This window comes from Nocardia camponoti (assembly GCF_014646135.1).
Taxonomy (GTDB): Bacteria; Actinomycetota; Actinomycetes; order Mycobacteriales; family Mycobacteriaceae; genus Nocardia; species Nocardia camponoti.
This window is the reverse complement of the sequence record NZ_BMMW01000008.1, coordinates 23960-41962: the sequence shown is the minus strand read 5'-3', so window position 1 is coordinate 41962 and position 18003 is coordinate 23960. Positions and strand designations below refer to the sequence as shown.

Sequence of the window (18003 nt, the reverse complement as noted above, 5' to 3'; positions counted from 1 at the left end):
CGAGCGACTAGACCTGACCAGGCACCTTGATCCGACCCCGCCACTGCCCGAGGAATTCCTTTTTGTACTCATCGAATTCGCCGTTTTCGATGCTCGCGCGAATCCGGTCGACAAGCCGAATTGTGTAACGCTCGTTATGGATTGTGCACAGCGTTGCCGCGAGCATTTCCTTCGCCTTGAACAGGTGGTGCAGGTAGGCGCGGGTGTAGTTCGCGCAGGTGTAGCAGTCACAGGTCTCGTCGATCGGCGTGAAATCGCGACGGAAGCGCGCGGTGTTGATGTTGAAGCGACCCTCATCGACGTAGATCGCCGCGTTGCGCGCGACCCGTGACGGGTTCACACAGTCGAAGGTGTCAGCGCCATTCTCGACAGCGGTGAACATGTCTTCCGGTTCGCTGATGCCGAGCAGGTGACGCGGCTTGTTTTCGGGAAGTTCGTCGCAGCACCAGCCGACGATCGTGCCGAGGTTGTGCTTTTCCAACGCGCCGCCGATGCCGTAGCCGTCGAAGCCGGTGCCTTCCGCGCCACGCAGAGTTTCGAGATCACGGCACGCTTTGCGGCGCAGGTCTTCGTACTGCGCGCCCTGGATGACGCCGAAAAGTGCCTGGTAGGGCTTGTCGGCGCGGGCCGCGGTCAACCGTTCGTGCTCATCAAGGCAACGCTGGGCCCACTCGTGCGTACGTTGCAGCGACTGTTCCTGGTAGCCGCGCGTATTCATGAGGGTCGTGAGCTCGTCGAAGGCGAACATCACGTCGGCACCAAGCTGATGCTGAATGCCCATCGAAACCTCGGGCGTGAAGCGGTGCCTGCTGCCGTCGAGGTGCGAGCGGAACGTGACGCCGTCGTCGTCGACGACAGCGAGGCGTTCCTTCCCTTCGGCAATCACCTGGTCGGACCGTACGCCGACGGCTTCCATCGCGAGCACCTTTTTGAACCCAACGCCAAGCGACATCACCTGGAAGCCGCCCGAGTCGGTGAAGGTCGGCCCCGGCCAGTTCATGAACTTGCCGAGGCCGCCTGCCTCATCGACGATGTCGGAGCCTGGTTGCAGGTACAGGTGGTAGGCGTTGGCGAGCAGCGCTTGGGCCCCGATCTCGCGCATCGTCTCCGGCAGGACCGCCTTCACCGACGCCTTGGTGCCGACCGGGATAAACGCGGGCGTCGCGATGTCGCCGTGCGGGGTGCTGATGACTCCGGTGCGTCCATGACGACCCCCATCAAGCCGGGCATCGACGGAAAACGAGAACTCACTGGAATCAGCCATGCGCTAATCGTCTCAGGCCGACGATTAGCGCCCACCCCCCAGGTCAGACAGCCTCAGCGAACTGCGCGTTGTAGAGCCGGTAGTACGCGCCGCGATCTTCAAGCAATCGCGTGTGCGTGCCAAACTCGACAATCTGACCCTTCTCCATCACCACGATCAGATCGGCGTCACGAATCGTCGAAAGACGGTGTGCGATAACGAAACTCGTGCGGTCTTGGCGCAGCGCCGCCGTCGCGTGCTGAACAAGCGACTCGGTGCGCGTATCGACCGAACTCGTCGCCTCATCGAGCACCAGGATCGACGGCTTCGCGAGGAACGCGCGCGCGATGGTGATCAGCTGCTTCTCGCCCGCGCTCACGCCGCCGCCCTCTTCGTCGATGACGGTGTCGTAGCCGTTGGGCAGCGCGTGCACGAACCGGTCGACATACGCCGCCCGCGCCGCTTCGAGAATTTCCTCGTCGCTGGCCTCGGGGTTGCCGTAGGCGATGTTCTCTTTGATCGTGCCCTTGAACAGCCACGTGTCCTGCAACACCATGCCGATGCGCGAGCGTAGATGGTCGCGCGAAATGGTGGTGATGTCGACGTCATCAATGCTGATCGAGCCCGAATCGAGTTCGTAGAACCGCATCAACAGGTTCACCAGCGTGGTCTTGCCCGCGCCCGTCGGCCCGACGATCGCGATCACGTTGCCGGGATCGGCGGTGAGCGACAGTCGCTCGATGATCGGCTGATCGGGTTCGTAGCCGAACGACACCGCGTCGAACTCAACGCGACCACGGTCGACCGGCTGCACAACCTGTTCCTTGGGATCAGGCGACTGCTCAGGTGCGTCGAGAATCTCGAAGATCCGCTCAGCTGACGCGACTCCCGATTGCATCAGGTTGGCCATCGCACCGATCTGCGTGAGCGGCTGGCTGAACTGACGCGAGTACTGAATGAAGGCCTGCACGTCACCGAGCGACAGGTTGCCCGTCGCGACGCGCAAGCCGCCGACCAGCGCGATGAAGACGAAGTTCACGTTTCCGAGGAACATGATCGACGGCATGATCAGGCCGGAAATGAACTGCGCTTTGAAGCTCGCGTTGTAGAGCTTGTTGTTGCGCTCGTCGAATTCCTTGCCAACCTCACGCGCCCGACCGAACGCGCTGATGATCTCGTGCCCGGTGTATGCCTCTTCCACCGACGCGTTGACCTCGCCGGTGTAGCGCCACTGATCGATGAAGTGCGGCTTCGACCGTTTCGCGATCTGCGCGGTGACAATGATCGCGGCGGGCACCGTGAGCAGGGCGATTACCGCGAGCAGCGGCGAAATCCAGAACATCATGATCAAGATGCCGACCACGGTGAACAGCGACGTGAGCAGCTGGCTGATGGTCTGTTGCAAGCTCTGCGACACGTTGTCAACGTCGTTAGTGACGCGACTGAGCACGTCACCGCGCGGCGATGTGTCGAAGTAACTCAGCGGAAGGCGATGCAGTTTCTGTTCGACTTCGTCGCGCAGGCGCTTTACCGTGCGGTTGATGACCAGGTTCAGTAGGTATCCCTGCAACCACCCGAAAAGCGAAGCCGCGACGTAGAGCGCGAGCACGATCGCGAGCACGCGACCGACGGCGCTGAAGTCGACGCCAACGCCGGGCACGACGTTCATCGCGCCGAGCATGTCGGCTTTGGTGTTGTCGCCACTATCGCGAAGTGCTTGTACCGCTTGCTCTTTGGTGATTCCGGCGGGCAACTGCTTACCGATGAACCCGTCGAAGACGAGGTTGGTTGCCTTACCGAGCAGGTAGGGGCCGAGGGTGTTGAGCACGACCGCGGTGATGACCAACGCGATGATCACGCCGACCGCGAACTTCTCCGGTGCGAGTCGACGGACTAGTCGCTTGAGCGACGGGCCGAACGATTTCGCTTTGGTTCCGGGCGCACCGGGAACTGGACCGCCTGGTCTCATCGAGCTTCCTCCACACTGAGCTGGGACTCGACGATCTCGCGGTATTCCGAACAGGTTCGCATTAGTTCGTCGTGCGTGCCGATACCCGCGACCTTGCCGTCTTCCAAGACGACGATCTGCTCGGCATCGCGAATGGTCGCGATTCGTTGGGCGACGATGATCACCGACGCGTGCGCGACGGCGGGCTTAAGCGCGGCGCGCAGCCGCGCGTCGGTTGCCACGTCGAGCGCGGAGAACGAATCGTCGAACAGGTAGATATTGGGGTTGCGGACCAAGGCCCGCGCGATACACAACCGCTGCCGTTGACCACCGGAAACGGTGGTTCCACCCTGGGCGACCGGGGTGTCGAGGCCCTGCGGCATTTCCCGCACGAAGTCGGCGGCTTGCGCGACTTCGAGTGCGGCCCAAAGCTGTTCGTCGGTGGCATCAGGGTTGCCGTAACGCAGGTTCGTCGCGATGGTTCCCGAGAACAGGTACCCGCGCTGTGGAACGAGGCCGATGCCGTTGCGCAGTACTTCCAAGTCGAGTTCGCGCACGTCAGTCCCGCCGACAAGGACGGCGCCCGCGGTGGCGTCGATGAGTCGTGGAACCAGGTTGATCAGCGTGGTTTTGCCAGCGCCGGTCGACCCGACGATCGCGGTTGTCGTGCCCGGCGTGACGGTGAAACTCACGTGACACAGCACCGGCTTTTCCGCGCCGGGGAACTTGAACTCGGCATTGTCGAACTGAACGAGCGCCGGGTTGGCCTTAAACGGCTGCGGATGCGCGGGCTCGACAACCGACGACTCGGTTTCGAGGACAGCGCCGATCCGGTCGCCCGAAACAGCGGCACGCGGCGCCATCATCGCGAGGAACGACGCCATCATCACCGCCATCAGGATCTGCATGATGTAGGACAACATCGCGGTGAGCGAGCCGATCTGCATCGTGCCGTTGTTCACGTGATGGCCGCCGAACCAGATCACGCCGACGGCGGTGAGGTTCGAAATCAACATGACGGTCGGGAACATCAACGCCATCAGCCGACCAACGCGCAGCGAAGCGTCGGTGAGCGCGCGGTTGGCCAACCCGAAACGCCAGATCTCCTGCCGTTCGCGCACGAACGCGCGGACAACGCGAATGCCGGTGATCTGCTCACGAAGCACGCGGTTGACGTCGTCGATGCGCGACTGCATCTGTCGGAAGCCGGGCACCATCTTCGCCACGATCGTGCCCATCGCGACCGCGAGCGCGGGCACCGCGATGAGCAGCAACCACGAAAGCGAAAGGTCTTCGCGCAACGCCATGATGATGCCGCCGACGCACATGATGGGTGCCATCACCAGAATCGTCACTGACATCACGATCAGCAGCTGCACCTGCGAGATGTCGTTAGTCGAGCGCGTGATGAGCGAAGGCGCGCCGAAGATGCCAACTTCGCGCGCACTGAACGTCTCAACACGATGCAAAACCGCGCCGCGCATATCGCGACCAGCGCCCATCGCGGCTTGCGCGCCGAGGTACACCGACGCCGAGGACGCGACGATTTGGATGAGACTCACCCCGAGCATCCACAGGCCGGTGGTCCAGATGTAGCCGATGTCGCCCTGGGTGATTCCGTTGTCGATCAGGTCGGCATTAAGGCTCGGCAAATAGAGCATGGCTATGACCGAGATCAGCTGGAGAACCAGGACCCCGGCCAATTGGGCACGATACGGGGCCAAATAGGTCCGCAGCAGGGTGATCAACATAATGATCGAAGGTTACCGCCTGGTCACAGGCGAAGCGCGAGCGATTTCTAATCTGTGGATAACTCGCCCGAGCGCGGGTTAGCGCCTTGCCCACGCTCCCGGATCAGCCGTGAGTTGAGAAATGAAGCCAGGCAAACGATCTCCGGCGACATCGTCAATCGACACGTTCTCCAACACGGCGCGAATATTCACCCGCAGCGCGATCCACACCTGCTGCAGCGGCTCGCCCGCGCCCGGATACCGCACATCCTCGGGTCGCTGCCCACGCACCGACGCCAACGGCGACTCGATCGCGCGGATCACGTCCGCGATGGAAATCTCGCTGGCCGGTCGCGCTAGGCGGTAACCGCCGTCGGGCCCACGCCTGCTCAGCACCAACTCGGCTTTGCGCAATTCGGCGAGCACCGACTCAAGCACCTTCGGCGGAATCTCGGCGGCCGACGCGATCGCTTCGGCCTTGACGACCTCCCCGGACGCGGCAGCGAGCTCAAGCAGCGTTCGCACCGCGTAGTCCACCCTTGCGGTGATATGCACGTATCGAACTTACGTTGTTGCCGTACCGGCGAGCACGGTGGTCGCCGCGTCGAGCAGGATTTTCTCCAGCATGTCGTCGCTCGCGTCGGGCGCGACCTCGGTGGAAAGCAGCGCGACGCTCAACACCTCAAGCGCGGCGGCGGCGCGTAGGCGCGTCTCGACCGTCGGGTTTGGTCCGGCGAGCCATTTACGCAGCTCACGGCTGGGTTCCATCAGATCGGGGTAACGACTCGCGATCGCGTTGAAGATCGCGGCCGTGTCGCGAATACACAGCGCGCCAGCCGCGCGATTGCGAATCATCGAGCGCAGGTACGTGCGGAGCACGGTCCTGACGCCATCGGGGTTATAAGCGACCGTGTCGAGGTCTTCGACAACGTCGCGCATCGAATCGAAGATGGGATCAATGATCGCGACGAGCAAATCGAGCTTGGACGCGTAGTGGTAATACAGCGACGCCTTTGTGATTCCCACCATATCGGCGACCTCGCGAAGGCTCGCCTGCTCGAATCCTTTGGCCGCGAACAACTTCAGCGCGGCGTCACGAATCGCGGCTTTAGTGCCTCCACCAGGCGTGATGGTATCGCCGACGCTTCGCTGTGCCATACGGCAATCCTCCCACCTTCTGATTCATCCCACGACCCAGCTAACTAAATTGAGGTTGCCCCTCCACTTAAGCAGTCGGTAGTCTACCTACCGCACGGTAGGCAAGGAAATCAACGAGTGGAGGAGCAGGGGTGTCCGTATACCTCTATCGCTGGGGGAAGTTCGCTTTCCGCCGAAAATGGATCGTGTTACCTGTCTGGCTGCTGCTATTCGTCCTGCTTGGCGGCCTAGGCGCAACGCTGGCGAAGCCGATGAGCAACGACTTCAGCATGCCGGAGCTGCCATCAGCCCGCGCTAACGAGATTCTCGACAAGCACTTCCCTGGCATGAGCCAACAGTTCAAGTTCGACACTGTCTCTGGCACCTACGTGATCGGCGCTCCGGCGGGTCAGCAGCTCACCGACCCGGCCAACCGTGCCGCGATCGACGCGTTCATCACCAAGCTCGGCGAACTCGACATCGTCGACCACAAGAAGCCCCTCGCCAGTCCGCTCGACATGACCGACAAGATGGGCTGCCTCACCAACCCTGACCCGTCGAAGTGTTCCGGCGCGCCGGTGAACGTCCTGAGCAAGACCGCGCCGAATTCGGTTTCTGTGCTTCAGGTTCCGTTCACCATCGCCAAGGTCACCGACGTCAAGGACGAGCATCGCGACGCGGCGTACAAGGTCGCTGCCGACGCGCGCAACGCCGGCCTCACCGTCGAGATGAGCGGCTCGATCGCCCAGAAGCAGGAACAGCCGTCGGGTAAAGCCGAGCTGATCGGCATGGGCGTCGCGCTCGTCGTGATGATGGTCGCGTTCGGCGCGGTCGTCGCCGCTGTTGTTCCGATCGTCACCGCGATCGTCGGCCTTGGTGCCGCGACCTCGTTGATCATGCTCGGCACGTCAATCATGGAAGTCCCGAGCTTCACGACCTTCCTTGCCTCGATGATCGGCATCGCGCTGTCGATCGACTACGCCCTGTTTATCGTTTCGCGCTACAAGCACGAACTCACCGTGCGCGATTCGCCGGAGGAGGCCGCGGGCGCAGCCCTTGGCACCGCTGGTTCGGCCGTCGTTTTCGCTGGTCTGACCGTGATTATCGCGCTTGGCGCGCTTGGCATCGTCGGCGTGCAGTTCCTCACCTTCATGGGTCTCGGTGGCGCGATCGCGGCCGCGTTCGCCGTGCTCACCGCCGTCACGCTCATGCCCGCGTTGCTTGGCGCTTTCGGCAAGTACCTGTTCAAGCCGAAGCTGCCGCTCGTCGCGCGGCACGATCCCGAAGACCCGACCGCGTCGGTCACCCTCGGACAGCGTTTCGCACGCCTGATCGGCCGGTTCCCGTGGGTCGCGCTTGGTCTTTCGGTGCTTGTGCTCGGTGCGCTCGCCGCGCCCGCGGTGAACCTGAACCTCGGCCTGCCCGGCGAGGACAGCCAGCCAAAGCACTCGACGGTCCGCAAGGCGTACGAGCTGCGCACCGAAGGCTTCGGTGAAGGCAGCAATGGCGTGCTGATGGTCGTCGCCGACCTGGCGAATGTGCCGGAAGGCAAGCGCGACGAGGCGGTTGAGGCCCTGCGCACCAAGCTCGCTTCCTACTCCGACATGGACTACGTGACCGCCCCGCAGTACAGCGAGTCCAAGCTCGGCGCAATGCTCAACGGCGTGCCGAAGGCGGGCCCGAACAACCAGGTCACCAAGGATCTCGTCGCCGAAGCACGCGGTGCGGAAGCGAGTTTGAAGGCCGACTACGGCATCGAATACGGCATCACCGGAACGACGGCCATCTACGCCGACGTCGACCACGTGCTGCTGTCGAAAATCGTGCCCTACCTGGCGATTGTCGCCGGTGCCGCGTTCGTGCTGCTGATCTTGGTCTTCCGGTCGATCCTCGTGCCGCTCACCGCGGCGCTCGGCTTCCTGCTGTCGATGGCGGCCACGTTCGGCGCTGCCGTGCTGATCTTCCAGGAGGGCAAGCTCGGCCTGATCGACGATCCGCAGCCACTGGTCAGCTTCCTACCAATCATGTTGATTGGCTTGGTATTTGGTCTCGCGATGGACTACCAGGTGTTCCTCGTTACCCGCATGCGTGAGGAATTCGTGCATGGGAAGTCGGCGAAGGACGCGATGGTTTCGGGCTACCACCACGGTGCCCGCGTTGTGACCGCGGCGGCGATCATCATGATCTCGGTGTTCGGTTCGTTCATGCTGGAAAACGACGTCACCGCGAAGTCGTTCGGGTTCGCGCTCGCCGTCGGCGTCGCGATCGACGCGTTCATCGTTCGCATGATCATCGTTCCCGCACTGCTGGTGATCATGGGCAAGTGGTCGTGGTGGATCCCGGCGTGGCTCGACCGCATCCTGCCCGACATCGACGTCGAAGGGACGAAGCTGGACAAGCTGCGCGAGCCCGACCTGCTCGCAAAGCAGCCGGTCAACGTCTCGTAAGTAGTTCCAGCCGGAAATTAAACGGCCCCGTAACCCGCTCGCTGGTGGGTTGCGGGGTCGTTTTATTTCGGTTTCGTCGCAGGCCAGTTGCTTGATATCGGGGTTGCCACGGACCAGACTCAGACCAAGTTTCCCCCCACCGCGAGGAGAACTGCCGTGTCTGTGTATCTGTACCGCTGGGGTAAGTTCGCCTTCCGGCGCAAATGGATCGTCTTGCCCGTGTGGTTGCTTTGCTTCATGGTCCTCGCCGGACTCGGTGGGAAATTCCAGAAGCCGATGACCGACGACTTCTCGATGCCCAACCTGCCGTCCGAACGCGCGACCGAAATCCTCGACCAACACTTCCCCGGGATGTCGGCCGAATTCGCCTTCGACGCCGTGACCGGCACGTACGTGGTTGGCGCGCCCGCTGGGCAGAAGCTCACCGAGCCGAAAAACCGGGCTGCCATCGACGAGTTGATCACCGAACTCAGCCAGCTCAACATCGTTGACCACGCCAAGCCGATCGTGAACCCGATCGCGGCCACCGAGGAAATGGGTTGCCTTGTGCCGCAACCTGATCCGAAGGACTGTAGCGGCGCGCCGCTGAACGTGTTGAACCCGACGATGCCCGACACCGTTGCCTATTTCCAGGTGCCGTTCGCGATTAAGGAATTCGGCGACGTCACCGATGCCGACCGTACCGCCGCCTACGACGCGGGGAACAAAGCACGTGCAGCCGGGCTGACCGTCGAGATCAGCGGCACCATCGCGACCGTGCAGGAAGCGCCAAGCGGCAAGTCCGAGATGATCGGCATGGGCGTCGCGTTCATTGTCATGATGATCGCGTTCGGTGCGATTGTCGCCGCGTTCGTCCCGATCATCACCGCGATCGTCGGCCTTGGTGCCGCGACGTCGTTGATTTTCCTGTCGACCTCGGTGCTTTCGGTGCCGAGTTTCACGACCTTCCTCGCGTCGATGATCGGCATCGCGCTGTCGATCGACTATGCGCTGTTCATCGTTTCGCGCTACAAACACGAGCTGAGCGTGCAGGATTCGCCGGAAGAAGCGGCAGGAACCGCGCTTGGCACGGCTGGCTCGGCGGTCGTTTTCGCTGGCCTCACGGTGATTATCGCGCTGGTCGGGCTGGGGATCGTCGGCGTTCGGTTCTTGACGTTCATGGGTCTCGGTGGCGCTATCGCGGCGGCGTTCGCCGTGCTCACCGCGATCACGCTCATGCCGGCGCTGCTCGGCGCGTTTGGGCGTTTCCTGTTCAAACCCAAGCTGCCGTTCGTCGCGCAAAAGGACCCCGACGACGATTCCGTTCCGACGATGGGGGGCCGGGTCGCGAAGGTGATCGCGCACTACCCCGCCGTCACGATGATCGCCGCGATCGTGCTGCTCGGGTTGCTTGCCTGGCCCGCGACCAACCTGAACCTCGGCTTGCCTGGCGAGGACAGCATGCCTAAGACAACGACCGTGCGAAAGGCGTACGACCTGCGCACCGAAGGGTTTGGCGAGGGGTCGAACGGTGTGTTGCAGGTGGCTGTCGACCTGAGCGAAACCCCTCCTGACCAGCGCGAAGCGGCGTTGACCGCATTGTCGGACAAGCTGGCTTCCTACCCGGATATGGCCGTCGTTACCGAGCCGGTGATGAGCAAGGATGGCGCGGGCGCGCTGATCAACGGCATTCCTAAGACCGGCCCGAACGCGCAGTCGACGAAGGATCTCGTGCAGGAGGCCCGCAACGACGAGGCGGCGCTGAACGCGCAGTATCACCTGCGCTACGGGATCACCGGAACCACCGCGATCTACGCCGACATCGACCACGTTTTGCTGTCCAAAATCGTGCCCTACATGGCGATTGTTGCCGGTGCCGCGTTCATTCTCTTGATCTTGGTTTTCCGGTCGATTCTCGTGCCGCTCACCGCCGCCCTCGGCTTCCTACTGTCGATGGCGGCCACGTTCGGGGCGACCGTGCTGATCTTCCAAGAGGGCAAGTTCGACCTGATCAAGGACCCGCACCCACTCGTGAGCTTCCTACCAATCATGCTGATTGGCTTGGTTTTTGGTCTCGCAATGGACTACCAGGTGTTCCTCGTTACCCGCATGCGGGAGGAGTACGTCCAAGGCGCGTCGCCGACGGTCGCGGTGGTGCGTGGGTACAAACACGGCGCGCGCGTGGTGACCTCGGCCGCGATCATCATGATCTCGGTGTTTGGATCGTTCCTGCTTGAATCCGACGTGACCGCCAAGTCGATGGGCTTCGCGTTGGCTGTTGGTGTTGCGCTCGACGCGTTCGTCGTGCGTATGGTCCTGATCCCGGCTTTGCTTGTGCTGCTTGGCAAGTGGGCGTGGTGGATGCCCGCGTGGTTGGAAAAGATCGTGCCGAACATCGACGTGGAAGGCACCGGCCTGCGCAAGTTGCAGAGCGGTCACTGACTAGGTTGCGGCACTTCACATTCGGTGACGCGGGGGTTGAGCCCGATGTAGTTAGTCGGGCCAGCCGCCGCAGTGACCGCGATCGTGGCCCAATCAGCGCATTCCTTGGGCAGCTGCGAAAAATAATGCCGCTGCCCGGCAGCAACAAGCCCAACGGCCACCCAGCCGAGCACAAGAAGAACAACCAGTTTCCCCCCGAGCCCGATCCCGGACTTCGCGGGTGGCGGCTGACGTCGCCCGCGCATACACATCGACCCTTCCCCGGAATAGCGGTAGTGCCAGTGTATTACGCGTCCCGACAACGGGCTTGAACAACCAATGAACAGGGGGAACGTGCACGAGACCACGACAATCCTCGCGGACCTCTACAACGCCACCCGGGAGTTGCCCAACGGCCCTGACCTTGAAGTGCCCGTTCAGGACTCGGCTAGGGTGGCCAGCCTGTACTTCACTGACATCGGCTTGTCGATTATAGAAAAAGCGCCCCACCTGCGTGAACAGGTGGGGCGCTCTTGGCGGTGGCGGAGGGATTTGAACCCTCGGACGGGGGTTACCCGTCACACGCTTTCGAGGCGTGCTCCTTAGGCCGCTCGGACACGCCACCGCCGACTACTGTACCGGAGCAGGTGCCGAATCGTTAAATCGGCTGGTCAACGCTGGTTTTTGAAGAAATTGTCAAGGAGGGTGACGCAGTCGGGTTCCAGGATTCCGCCGCGCACTTGCGGGCGGTGGTTCAGGCGACGGTCGCGGACCACGTCCCACAGCGAACCGACCGCGCCCGTCTTGGGTTCCCACGCGCCGAACACGACCTTGCCAACGCGGGCCAAAACGAGCGCGCCCGCGCACATCGTGCATGGCTCTAGGGTCACGGCCAGGGTCGCGTTTTCGAGCCGCCAGCTGTCGCCGTAGACGGCAGCAGCGGCGCGCAGGGCAAGCACCTCGGCGTGGGCGGTCGGGTCACCGAGGGCTTCGCGCGCGTTCGCTGCCCGTGCGAGCTCGTTGCCTTCGGCGTCAAAAACAACAGCGCCGACCGGCACATCGCGCGGGTCGGCGTCGGCGGCCGCAGCGATCGCCGCGCGCACCATCTGTTCGTCGGAAAGGCTCACCTTGGCATTTTGTCGAGCACGGCAGCGAGTTCGCTCGCGAAACCGAGGCGCTCGGCGATCATCGCCAACTGCTCGTCGGGGTAGAGGTCGGTTTCGGCGAGGATCACCGCGAGCACCGGCTCGGGCAAACCGAGGTCGGCGAGCACGCCGAGGTCGCCTTCTTCCCACGGCTCGATGTCGTCGAGTTCATCCGGGTCGATGTCGGGAATCTCGACATTGAGCGCGTCGAGGACGTCGGCGGCGATGTCGTAGTCGATGGCCGCTGTCGCGTCGGAAACGAGCAGTCGGGTGCCGCTGGGCGCGGGACGCAGCACGACGAAGAATTCGTCATCCACGTCGAGCAACCCAAAAACAGCACCTGAACTGCGCAAAGCCTTCAATTCGGTCTCGGCGACCGACAGATCGAGCAACGCCTCGTGCGTGAGCGGGCTGCACCGCCAGGTCCCTTCTTCGCGGACCACGGCCACCGCGAACCCCTCGACGTCGTAGTCATCGTCCGACGTCGCCCTGTTCGTGCCCGAGCGCTGTGCTGCCATGCCTCAAACGGTAGTCTGTCGGGCCCTCAATGATGAACTCGTGTGCCAATCTGTTCCGATGAGCAACAACGCGCGCGGTGCCATCTGCGTCCTCGGCACGGGCCTGATCGGCGGTTCATTGCTTCGCGCCGCCGTCGCGAGCGGGTATGAGGCGTTCGGGTTCAATCGGTCACAATCCGGGGTCGACGCGGCCGCAGCCGACGGTTTCGACGTGTCGAGCGACTTGGTGGCCGTGCTGCGCCGCGCCGCCACCACCGACGCGCTCATCGTGATCGCGGTCCCAATGCCCGCTGTTGACGCGATGCTGACCAAGATCGCCGAACTCGCGCCCGATTGCGACATCACCGACGTCGTCAGCATCAAGGGCCCGATACTCGAAGCGGTGCGTGCGCATGGACTGAGCGCCCGGTTTGTGGGTGGTCACCCCATGGCTGGAACGTCCCAATCAGGTTGGGCGGCAACGGATTCCGAGCTTTTCGACGGTGCAGTTTGGGCGGTTGGCGTTGACCCCGACACCAACGCCGCATCGTGGGAACGGGTGGTCCGCTTGGCAATCGACTGCGGTTCGGTCGTCGTCCCTGTCGTCGCCGAAGAACACGACCAAGCCGTGGCCCGCATCTCGCATCTGCCGCACGTGTTGGCCGAAGTATTGGCGTCGTCAGGCGCGACCGGCGGCGCGCTGGCGCTCGGCCTCGCCGCAGGTTCTTTCCGCGACGGCACGCGCGTGGCGGGCACCGCCCCCGACCTGGTCCGCGCGATTTGCGAACCAAACGCGACAGCTTTGGCCGACGTCTTGGACGAGACGATCGACGCCCTGATCGCGGCACGCACAACACTTCGCGAGAACGGCGACTTAGGTGCCGTTGTCGAGACGGGTTACGCGGGCCGAACCGCTTTCGAGAACCGCGTGCAGCGAGAAATCACCGATGTGACGCCCGGCAAGCCCGGATGGCTCGACGACTTGCGTCGAGCAGGCCAAGCGGGCGGCGTGATCCGCAGCCTCGACAACTAGACCCGCTCGGCCAAGCCCGGGTAATCCAGCACGAAACCCTCGGCATCAACTCGCAACGTGGCGCTCGACACCGGCGACAGCACGTTAATCCCATCGGCCGCGCTCGAATACGTGAGTTCCGCTTCCTGCACCAACAACTCGGGCAGCCGCACGTAAACGACCGGGACCTGCACGTCACCGACCGCGTTCTGGAGGCCGAAGCGTCGGATGGGCAACGTGTTGAAGAACGGGCTCAGCACCACGTCAACGTCGACAGCACCGCCGAACGTGGCTCGCACATGCGAACCGCCAGCGTCGACGAGCCAGTAGTTCTCCTCGTCGCGCTGGATCGACGCGTGCCGTTCGCCTGCCGCCGTTGTGGTGCGCAACGACAACCTTCGCGTTGCCCCAGCTTCGTCGGTGACCAGGTCATATGACGCGCTGAACGCCGGGTGTTCTTCGCTCGCGCTGCCGATCAGCCGGCCTGCCGCGCGGATTCGGTTGCCGTTGACCGTGACCCGCACCGACTCCATTCGCGAGTTGTCGTGGGCACGCCACGTGAGCACCGAGGGCCACCGGGGAACCGGGGCGATCTCGGGTGAGCCGTCGGCAGTGCCGGGCGCTGGTGTCGTCACCTCTCTACGGTAAGCGACACCAGCCCGCGACTGTCGAAACACCGACGCATCAAACGCCGCTTTCACACCAGCGACTCACGCCAAGCGGCATGCAACCCAGCAAACCGACCGTCGCCAGTGACGAGTTCGGCTGGGCTGCCGTCTTCTACGACCCGACCTCCTTCCATCACGAGCACCCGGTCGGCGATCGCGACCGTCGATAATCGGTGCGCGATGATCACCGCGGTGCGGTCGCGCAGCAGCGTTTCCAATGCCCGCTGCACGAGCCGCTCCCCTGGAATGTCCAGGCTCGACGTGGCTTCATCGAGCACGATCACCGACGGGTCGGCGAGGAACACCCGCGCGAAGCCGACCAACTGCCGCTGCCCAGCCGACAACCGACCACCGCGCGTGCGCACATCGGTGCGATAGCCGTCTGGCAGCGACTCAACGAACGACGCCAACCCAACCGCCTCGGCCGCCGCGCGTACTTCGGCATCGCTAGCATCCGGCCGACCGAGCCGAATGTTGTCGGCGATCGTGCCCGAGAACAGGTACGCCTCCTGCGTGACCATCACGATCGCCCGCCGCAGATCGACATTGGCCAGCTCGCGTAGGTCGATGCCGTCTAATCGCACCGCGCCTGCCGACGGGTCGTAGAACCGGGTGATGAGCTTCGCGAGCGTGGACTTGCCAGCACCCGTTGCCCCGACGAGAGCGACGACCTGCCCGGCTGGCACAACCAGGTCGAGCGTTGGCAGCACCGGCCGGTCGGCGTGATACCCGAAGGACACCCCGGCTAGCTCAATCGAGCCGCGCGAATTGCCAAGCGGCACAGCATCACTCGGCTCCGGGACCGCGGGCTTTTCCTCAAGCACGCCCGAGATCTTCTCCAGTGCCGCAGCAGCCGACTGGTACGCGTTGAAAACCTGGGCCAGTTCGTCGAGCGGCCCGTAGAACTGGTCGAGGTAAAGCAGGTAAGCGGCGAGCACACCGATCGCAAGGTCGCCCTCGATCACGCTCCACGCACCGACGAACAGCACAAGTACCGTCGTGAGGTACTGCAGCACGATGGAAATGCCGACGTAATCGGCCATTCCCCGAATCGCGGTCATGTTCGCCTGTTGGTACTGGCGATCATCGACCCCGACGACTTCGAGGTTGCGTTCTTCGCGCCCAAACGCCTGCACCGCGCGCATGCCACTCATCGCCTCGACGAAACCGACGATGACCCGCGCGATGGCCCCGCGCGTGCGTCGGTAACCCGCCCGTTGGCGGCGTTGCGCCCACCGCGTCGCGATCAGCAATGGCACGAACCCGGCGAGCACGATCATCGCGAGCGTCGGGTCGAGCCAAATGAGGATGATCGCGATCGTGAACACCGAAAGCAGCGCGCTCATCGCCTGATTCAGCGCACCTTCGAGCAGTTCTTGTAATGCGTCGATGTCAGTGGTGAGGCGCGTGACGACCTTGCCCGCCGTGTAGTTCTCGTGGAACGAGACGCTCAACTCCTGCGTGTGCGTGAACGCGCGCACCCGCAGGTCGAACAGCACCCGTTGGCTGAGCGTGCCGGATGCCCGTAGGAACGAATAGGTCGTGAGTCCACCAAGCAGGGTGACGGCGATGAACCCGATGACGGCCGTGAGCAGCGGTGTCCAATTGCCTTGTCGCCCACCGGAAATACCCTGGTCGAGTCCGTAGGCAATCCACAGTGGCATCGACAACTTCGCCGCGTTGTCCAACACAACAAGCGCGAGCGCGCCCGCAGCCAACTTCCGGTACGGCCGGAGCAGTGAAAACAGCAACCGCCTTGACCGCCCGGCCAGTACCAAGTTGCCGGTGGCCGTGACGGTTTCGTCTTCCTTGGCGATGCCCCGCCAGTCGGCGGCAGCGTCGGTCATGGTTGCGCTCCCATCAAGGCTCGATATCCGCTGTTGGTGTGAAGCAAGTGCTCGTGCGTTCCTTCAGCGACGATGCGACCGTCGGCGAGGAAGGCGACGCGGTCGGCTAGCGCGGCGGTGGACGGTCGATGCGCGACAAGCAGCGTGGTTGCTCCCGCCAACACCCTCCGCAACCGCTCCTGCACGCGCGCTTCGGTTTCCACGTCGAGCGCGGAAAGCGGGTCGTCGAGCACCATGACGCGTCCACTTCCGCCCGACTCACCGGTGAGCACCGCCCTCGCCAAGGCGAGTCGCTGTCGCTGCCCGCCCGACAGGCTCAATCCCTGCTCGCCGATTCGCGTGTCCAATCCCCACGGCAGTTCATCGACGAACTCGCTGGCCGCCGCGATATCGAGCGCCTGTCGCACGTCGGCATCCGATGCGCTTGCATCGCCAAGCGCGACGTTCTCCCTCACGCTCGCCGAGAACAACGTTGGTTCTTCGAACGCTACGGTGACAACCGAACGTAGGTCGGCGAGCCGAAGCGTGGCGATGTCGACACCGTCGATGCGGATGCTGCCCGCGTCGACGTCATACAGCCGGGGAATCAGCTCAAGCATGGCGGTTTTCCCGCTGCCGGTGGCGCCGACAAGCGCGACGGTTTCGCCCGGCCGTATGCGTAGCGAAACATCTTGCAACACCGCGTCTTTCGAACCGGCATAGCCGAAGCGCACCCGATCGAGCACCAACTCGCCACGCACCCGCGCAGGAAGACCAACCGGCTCAGCAGGGTCAGCGATCTCTAGTGGTGCGTCGATGATTTCCCAATACCGGTCGGCCGCGGTGCGCGCCTCCAGCAACTCCGACAGCAGAAACCCGAGCCAGATGATGGGCCACTGCAGGAACGTGGCAAGCGAGAGGCTGGCGACAAACGCGCCGAGGGTCATCGACCCTTGCACCACCTGATACCCACCGACGCCAAGGGCGATCGCAATCGACAGCGTGGGGCAGGTGACCAGCGTTGCCCACAACGACGCGTCAAGCCGCACTTTCACCAGCTCAGTGCGTTGCAACTGCCTCGCGAGCGACGCGAATCGCGCGCCAAAGAACGTGCCGCGACCAAGCGCCTTCAACACCCGAATGCCCTGGGCCGACTCTTGCGCGACGGTAGCGAGATCGCCGGTCTGGTCTTGCGCCCGGCGCGACGCGACGTCGAACTTTCGCACGAACCACAGACAGACCAGCGTGATTGGCAGCGAAAACACCGTAAAGATCAGTGCCACTTGCCAGTTCAGCACGTAGAGCACGATCAGTCCGACCGGCAGGACGCTGACGTTCACCAGCAACATCGGCGCGACGAACCCAACAAACCGGCGGATAGTGCCAACGTCATCAATGGCTCGTGAGAGCAACTGTCCCGACTGCCAGCCGTCGTGGCGAGCGATCGACAGCTGCTGCAATTTGGCGAAAAGCTTTGCCCGCATGTCGAATTCGAATTCGGTCTGCGGTCTAGAACACAACCAGCGCCTACCCCACCAACCAGCCGCCTCGACTAGGCCAAGCGCAAGCACCCCAAGCACCGGCAGCCACAGCCCGTCGGCGTCATGACGCGCGACCGGCCCGTCGATCACATGCGCGATCACCATCGGGACGAGCACCTGCATGACCGCGGCGACCACGGAGATAAACGCGGCGGCGATCAGCGCTACCCGATGCTTACGCAGGTAGGGCAAAAACCTTGCTAGCGAACGCAATCCGGTGCGGGCGGGCACCGGTTCCAACAAAGCTGGGATCTCAGCTGTTGAACGCTCAATCGTGACGGACAAGTATCCCCCTTGGTCCGGTGGATGGATGTTCCCGACAAACGGACGCGTGATGATGTTCGCACCAGGGTCCGACAAGTTTGGCCAATCAAGGGTCTCACCAGGGCCAATGCCACTGCCAGCGATT

The 18003-nt window shown here is 63.4% G+C and carries 14 protein-coding genes and 1 tRNA gene; 3 read left to right on the top strand and 12 right to left on the bottom strand.

Annotated features, from left to right (window positions below; all coding sequences use genetic code 11):
* Positions 1 to 7 precede the first annotated feature (7 nt).
* The 5 genes from tgt to IEX78_RS23615 form a co-directional block, all read right to left on the bottom strand.
* On the bottom strand, positions 8 to 1264 hold the full coding sequence (gene tgt, locus IEX78_RS23635) for a tRNA guanosine(34) transglycosylase Tgt (RefSeq protein WP_188831277.1): 1257 nt from the start codon (positions 1262 to 1264) through the stop codon (positions 8 to 10).
* A 43-nt stretch (positions 1265 to 1307) separates the two neighbouring features.
* On the bottom strand, positions 1308 to 3212 hold the full coding sequence (locus tag IEX78_RS23630) for an ABC transporter ATP-binding protein (RefSeq protein ID WP_188831276.1): 1905 nt from the start codon (positions 3210 to 3212) through the stop codon (positions 1308 to 1310).
* Positions 3209 to 4942 carry an ABC transporter ATP-binding protein gene (locus tag IEX78_RS23625; protein ID WP_188831275.1) on the bottom strand — a complete coding sequence of 578 codons (1734 nt, stop codon included), beginning with the start codon at positions 4940 to 4942 and terminating at the stop codon, positions 3209 to 3211. Before IEX78_RS23625 ends, IEX78_RS23630 begins: the two co-directional genes overlap by 4 nt.
* 78 nt (positions 4943 to 5020) lie before the next feature.
* Positions 5021 to 5476, bottom strand: a complete 456-nt coding sequence (locus tag IEX78_RS23620; protein ID WP_188831274.1) for an RrF2 family transcriptional regulator — start codon at positions 5474 to 5476, stop codon at positions 5021 to 5023.
* Between the two features lie 9 nt (positions 5477 to 5485).
* Positions 5486 to 6079, bottom strand: a complete 594-nt coding sequence (locus IEX78_RS23615; protein ID WP_188831273.1) for a TetR/AcrR family transcriptional regulator — start codon at positions 6077 to 6079, stop codon at positions 5486 to 5488.
* Positions 6080 to 6210: 131 nt separating this feature from the next.
* Between IEX78_RS23615 and IEX78_RS23610 the strand changes: the two genes are divergently transcribed.
* Both IEX78_RS23610 and IEX78_RS23605 read left to right on the top strand, forming a co-directional pair.
* Positions 6211 to 8505, top strand: coding sequence for an MMPL family transporter (locus IEX78_RS23610; RefSeq protein WP_188831272.1), 2295 nt, complete (start codon positions 6211 to 6213; stop codon positions 8503 to 8505).
* A 156-nt stretch (positions 8506 to 8661) separates the two neighbouring features.
* Positions 8662 to 10926 (top strand): MMPL family transporter, encoded by a 2265-nt coding sequence (locus tag IEX78_RS23605; protein ID WP_188831271.1) that lies wholly within the window; start codon positions 8662 to 8664, stop codon positions 10924 to 10926.
* Here IEX78_RS23605 and IEX78_RS23600 read toward each other — a convergent pair.
* The 4 genes from IEX78_RS23600 to IEX78_RS23585 form a co-directional block, all read right to left on the bottom strand.
* Positions 10920 to 11171, bottom strand: a complete 252-nt coding sequence (locus IEX78_RS23600; RefSeq protein ID WP_188831270.1) for a hypothetical protein — start codon at positions 11169 to 11171, stop codon at positions 10920 to 10922. The two genes, IEX78_RS23605 and IEX78_RS23600, sit on opposite strands and share 7 nt — an antisense overlap.
* A gap of 268 nt (positions 11172 to 11439) precedes the next feature.
* Positions 11440 to 11530, bottom strand: a tRNA-Ser gene (locus tag IEX78_RS23595).
* A gap of 46 nt (positions 11531 to 11576) precedes the next feature.
* On the bottom strand, positions 11577 to 12011 hold the full coding sequence (locus IEX78_RS23590) for a nucleoside deaminase (protein ID WP_188831299.1): 435 nt from the start codon (positions 12009 to 12011) through the stop codon (positions 11577 to 11579).
* 17 nt (positions 12012 to 12028) lie between these two features.
* The gene (locus IEX78_RS23585; protein ID WP_188831269.1) at positions 12029 to 12568 is read right to left on the bottom strand and encodes a tRNA adenosine deaminase-associated protein; all 540 of its coding nucleotides are present in this window, start codon (positions 12566 to 12568) and stop codon (positions 12029 to 12031) included.
* 58 nt (positions 12569 to 12626) lie between these two features.
* On the opposite strand from IEX78_RS23585, the gene IEX78_RS23580 reads away from it, so the two are divergent.
* Positions 12627 to 13580, top strand: coding sequence for a prephenate dehydrogenase (locus IEX78_RS23580; protein WP_188831268.1), 954 nt, complete (start codon positions 12627 to 12629; stop codon positions 13578 to 13580).
* On the opposite strand, the gene IEX78_RS23575 is transcribed toward IEX78_RS23580, so the two are convergent.
* The 3 genes from IEX78_RS23575 to IEX78_RS23565 form a co-directional block, all read right to left on the bottom strand.
* Positions 13577 to 14194, bottom strand: a complete 618-nt coding sequence (locus IEX78_RS23575) for a putative glycolipid-binding domain-containing protein (RefSeq protein ID WP_268240928.1) — start codon at positions 14192 to 14194, stop codon at positions 13577 to 13579. The two genes, IEX78_RS23580 and IEX78_RS23575, sit on opposite strands and share 4 nt — an antisense overlap.
* A 62-nt stretch (positions 14195 to 14256) precedes the next feature.
* Complete coding sequence (locus IEX78_RS23570) at positions 14257 to 16074, bottom strand: ABC transporter ATP-binding protein (RefSeq protein WP_188831267.1); 1818 nt, start codon at positions 16072 to 16074, stop codon at positions 14257 to 14259.
* Positions 16071 to 17879 carry an ABC transporter ATP-binding protein gene (locus tag IEX78_RS23565; RefSeq protein WP_188831266.1) on the bottom strand — a complete coding sequence of 603 codons (1809 nt, stop codon included), beginning with the start codon at positions 17877 to 17879 and terminating at the stop codon, positions 16071 to 16073. The genes IEX78_RS23570 and IEX78_RS23565 overlap by 4 nt, the downstream gene beginning before the upstream one ends.
* Between the last annotated feature and the right edge of the window lie 124 nt (positions 17880 to 18003).

Excerpts from the sequence above, each read along its gene's own strand:
- tgt (WP_188831277.1), bottom strand. The coding sequence starts at position 1,264 with ATGGCTGATTCCAGTGAGTTCTCGTTTTCCGTCGATGCCCGGCTTGAT.
- IEX78_RS23630 (WP_188831276.1), bottom strand. The coding sequence starts at position 3,212 with ATGAGACCAGGCGGTCCAGTTCCCGGTGCGCCCGGAACCAAAGCGAAA.
- IEX78_RS23625 (WP_188831275.1), bottom strand. The coding sequence starts at position 4,942 with ATGTTGATCACCCTGCTGCGGACCTATTTGGCCCCGTATCGTGCCCAA.
- IEX78_RS23615 (WP_188831273.1), bottom strand. The coding sequence starts at position 6,079 with ATGGCACAGCGAAGCGTCGGCGATACCATCACGCCTGGTGGAGGCACT.
- IEX78_RS23600 (WP_188831270.1), bottom strand. The coding sequence starts at position 11,171 with ATGCGCGGGCGACGTCAGCCGCCACCCGCGAAGTCCGGGATCGGGCTC.
- IEX78_RS23590 (WP_188831299.1), bottom strand. The coding sequence starts at position 12,011 with ATGGTGCGCGCGGCGATCGCTGCGGCCGCCGACGCCGACCCGCGCGAT.
- IEX78_RS23585 (WP_188831269.1), bottom strand. The coding sequence starts at position 12,568 with ATGGCAGCACAGCGCTCGGGCACGAACAGGGCGACGTCGGACGATGAC.
- IEX78_RS23580 (WP_188831268.1), top strand. The coding sequence starts at position 12,627 with ATGAGCAACAACGCGCGCGGTGCCATCTGCGTCCTCGGCACGGGCCTG.
- IEX78_RS23570 (WP_188831267.1), bottom strand. The coding sequence starts at position 16,074 with ATGACCGACGCTGCCGCCGACTGGCGGGGCATCGCCAAGGAAGACGAA.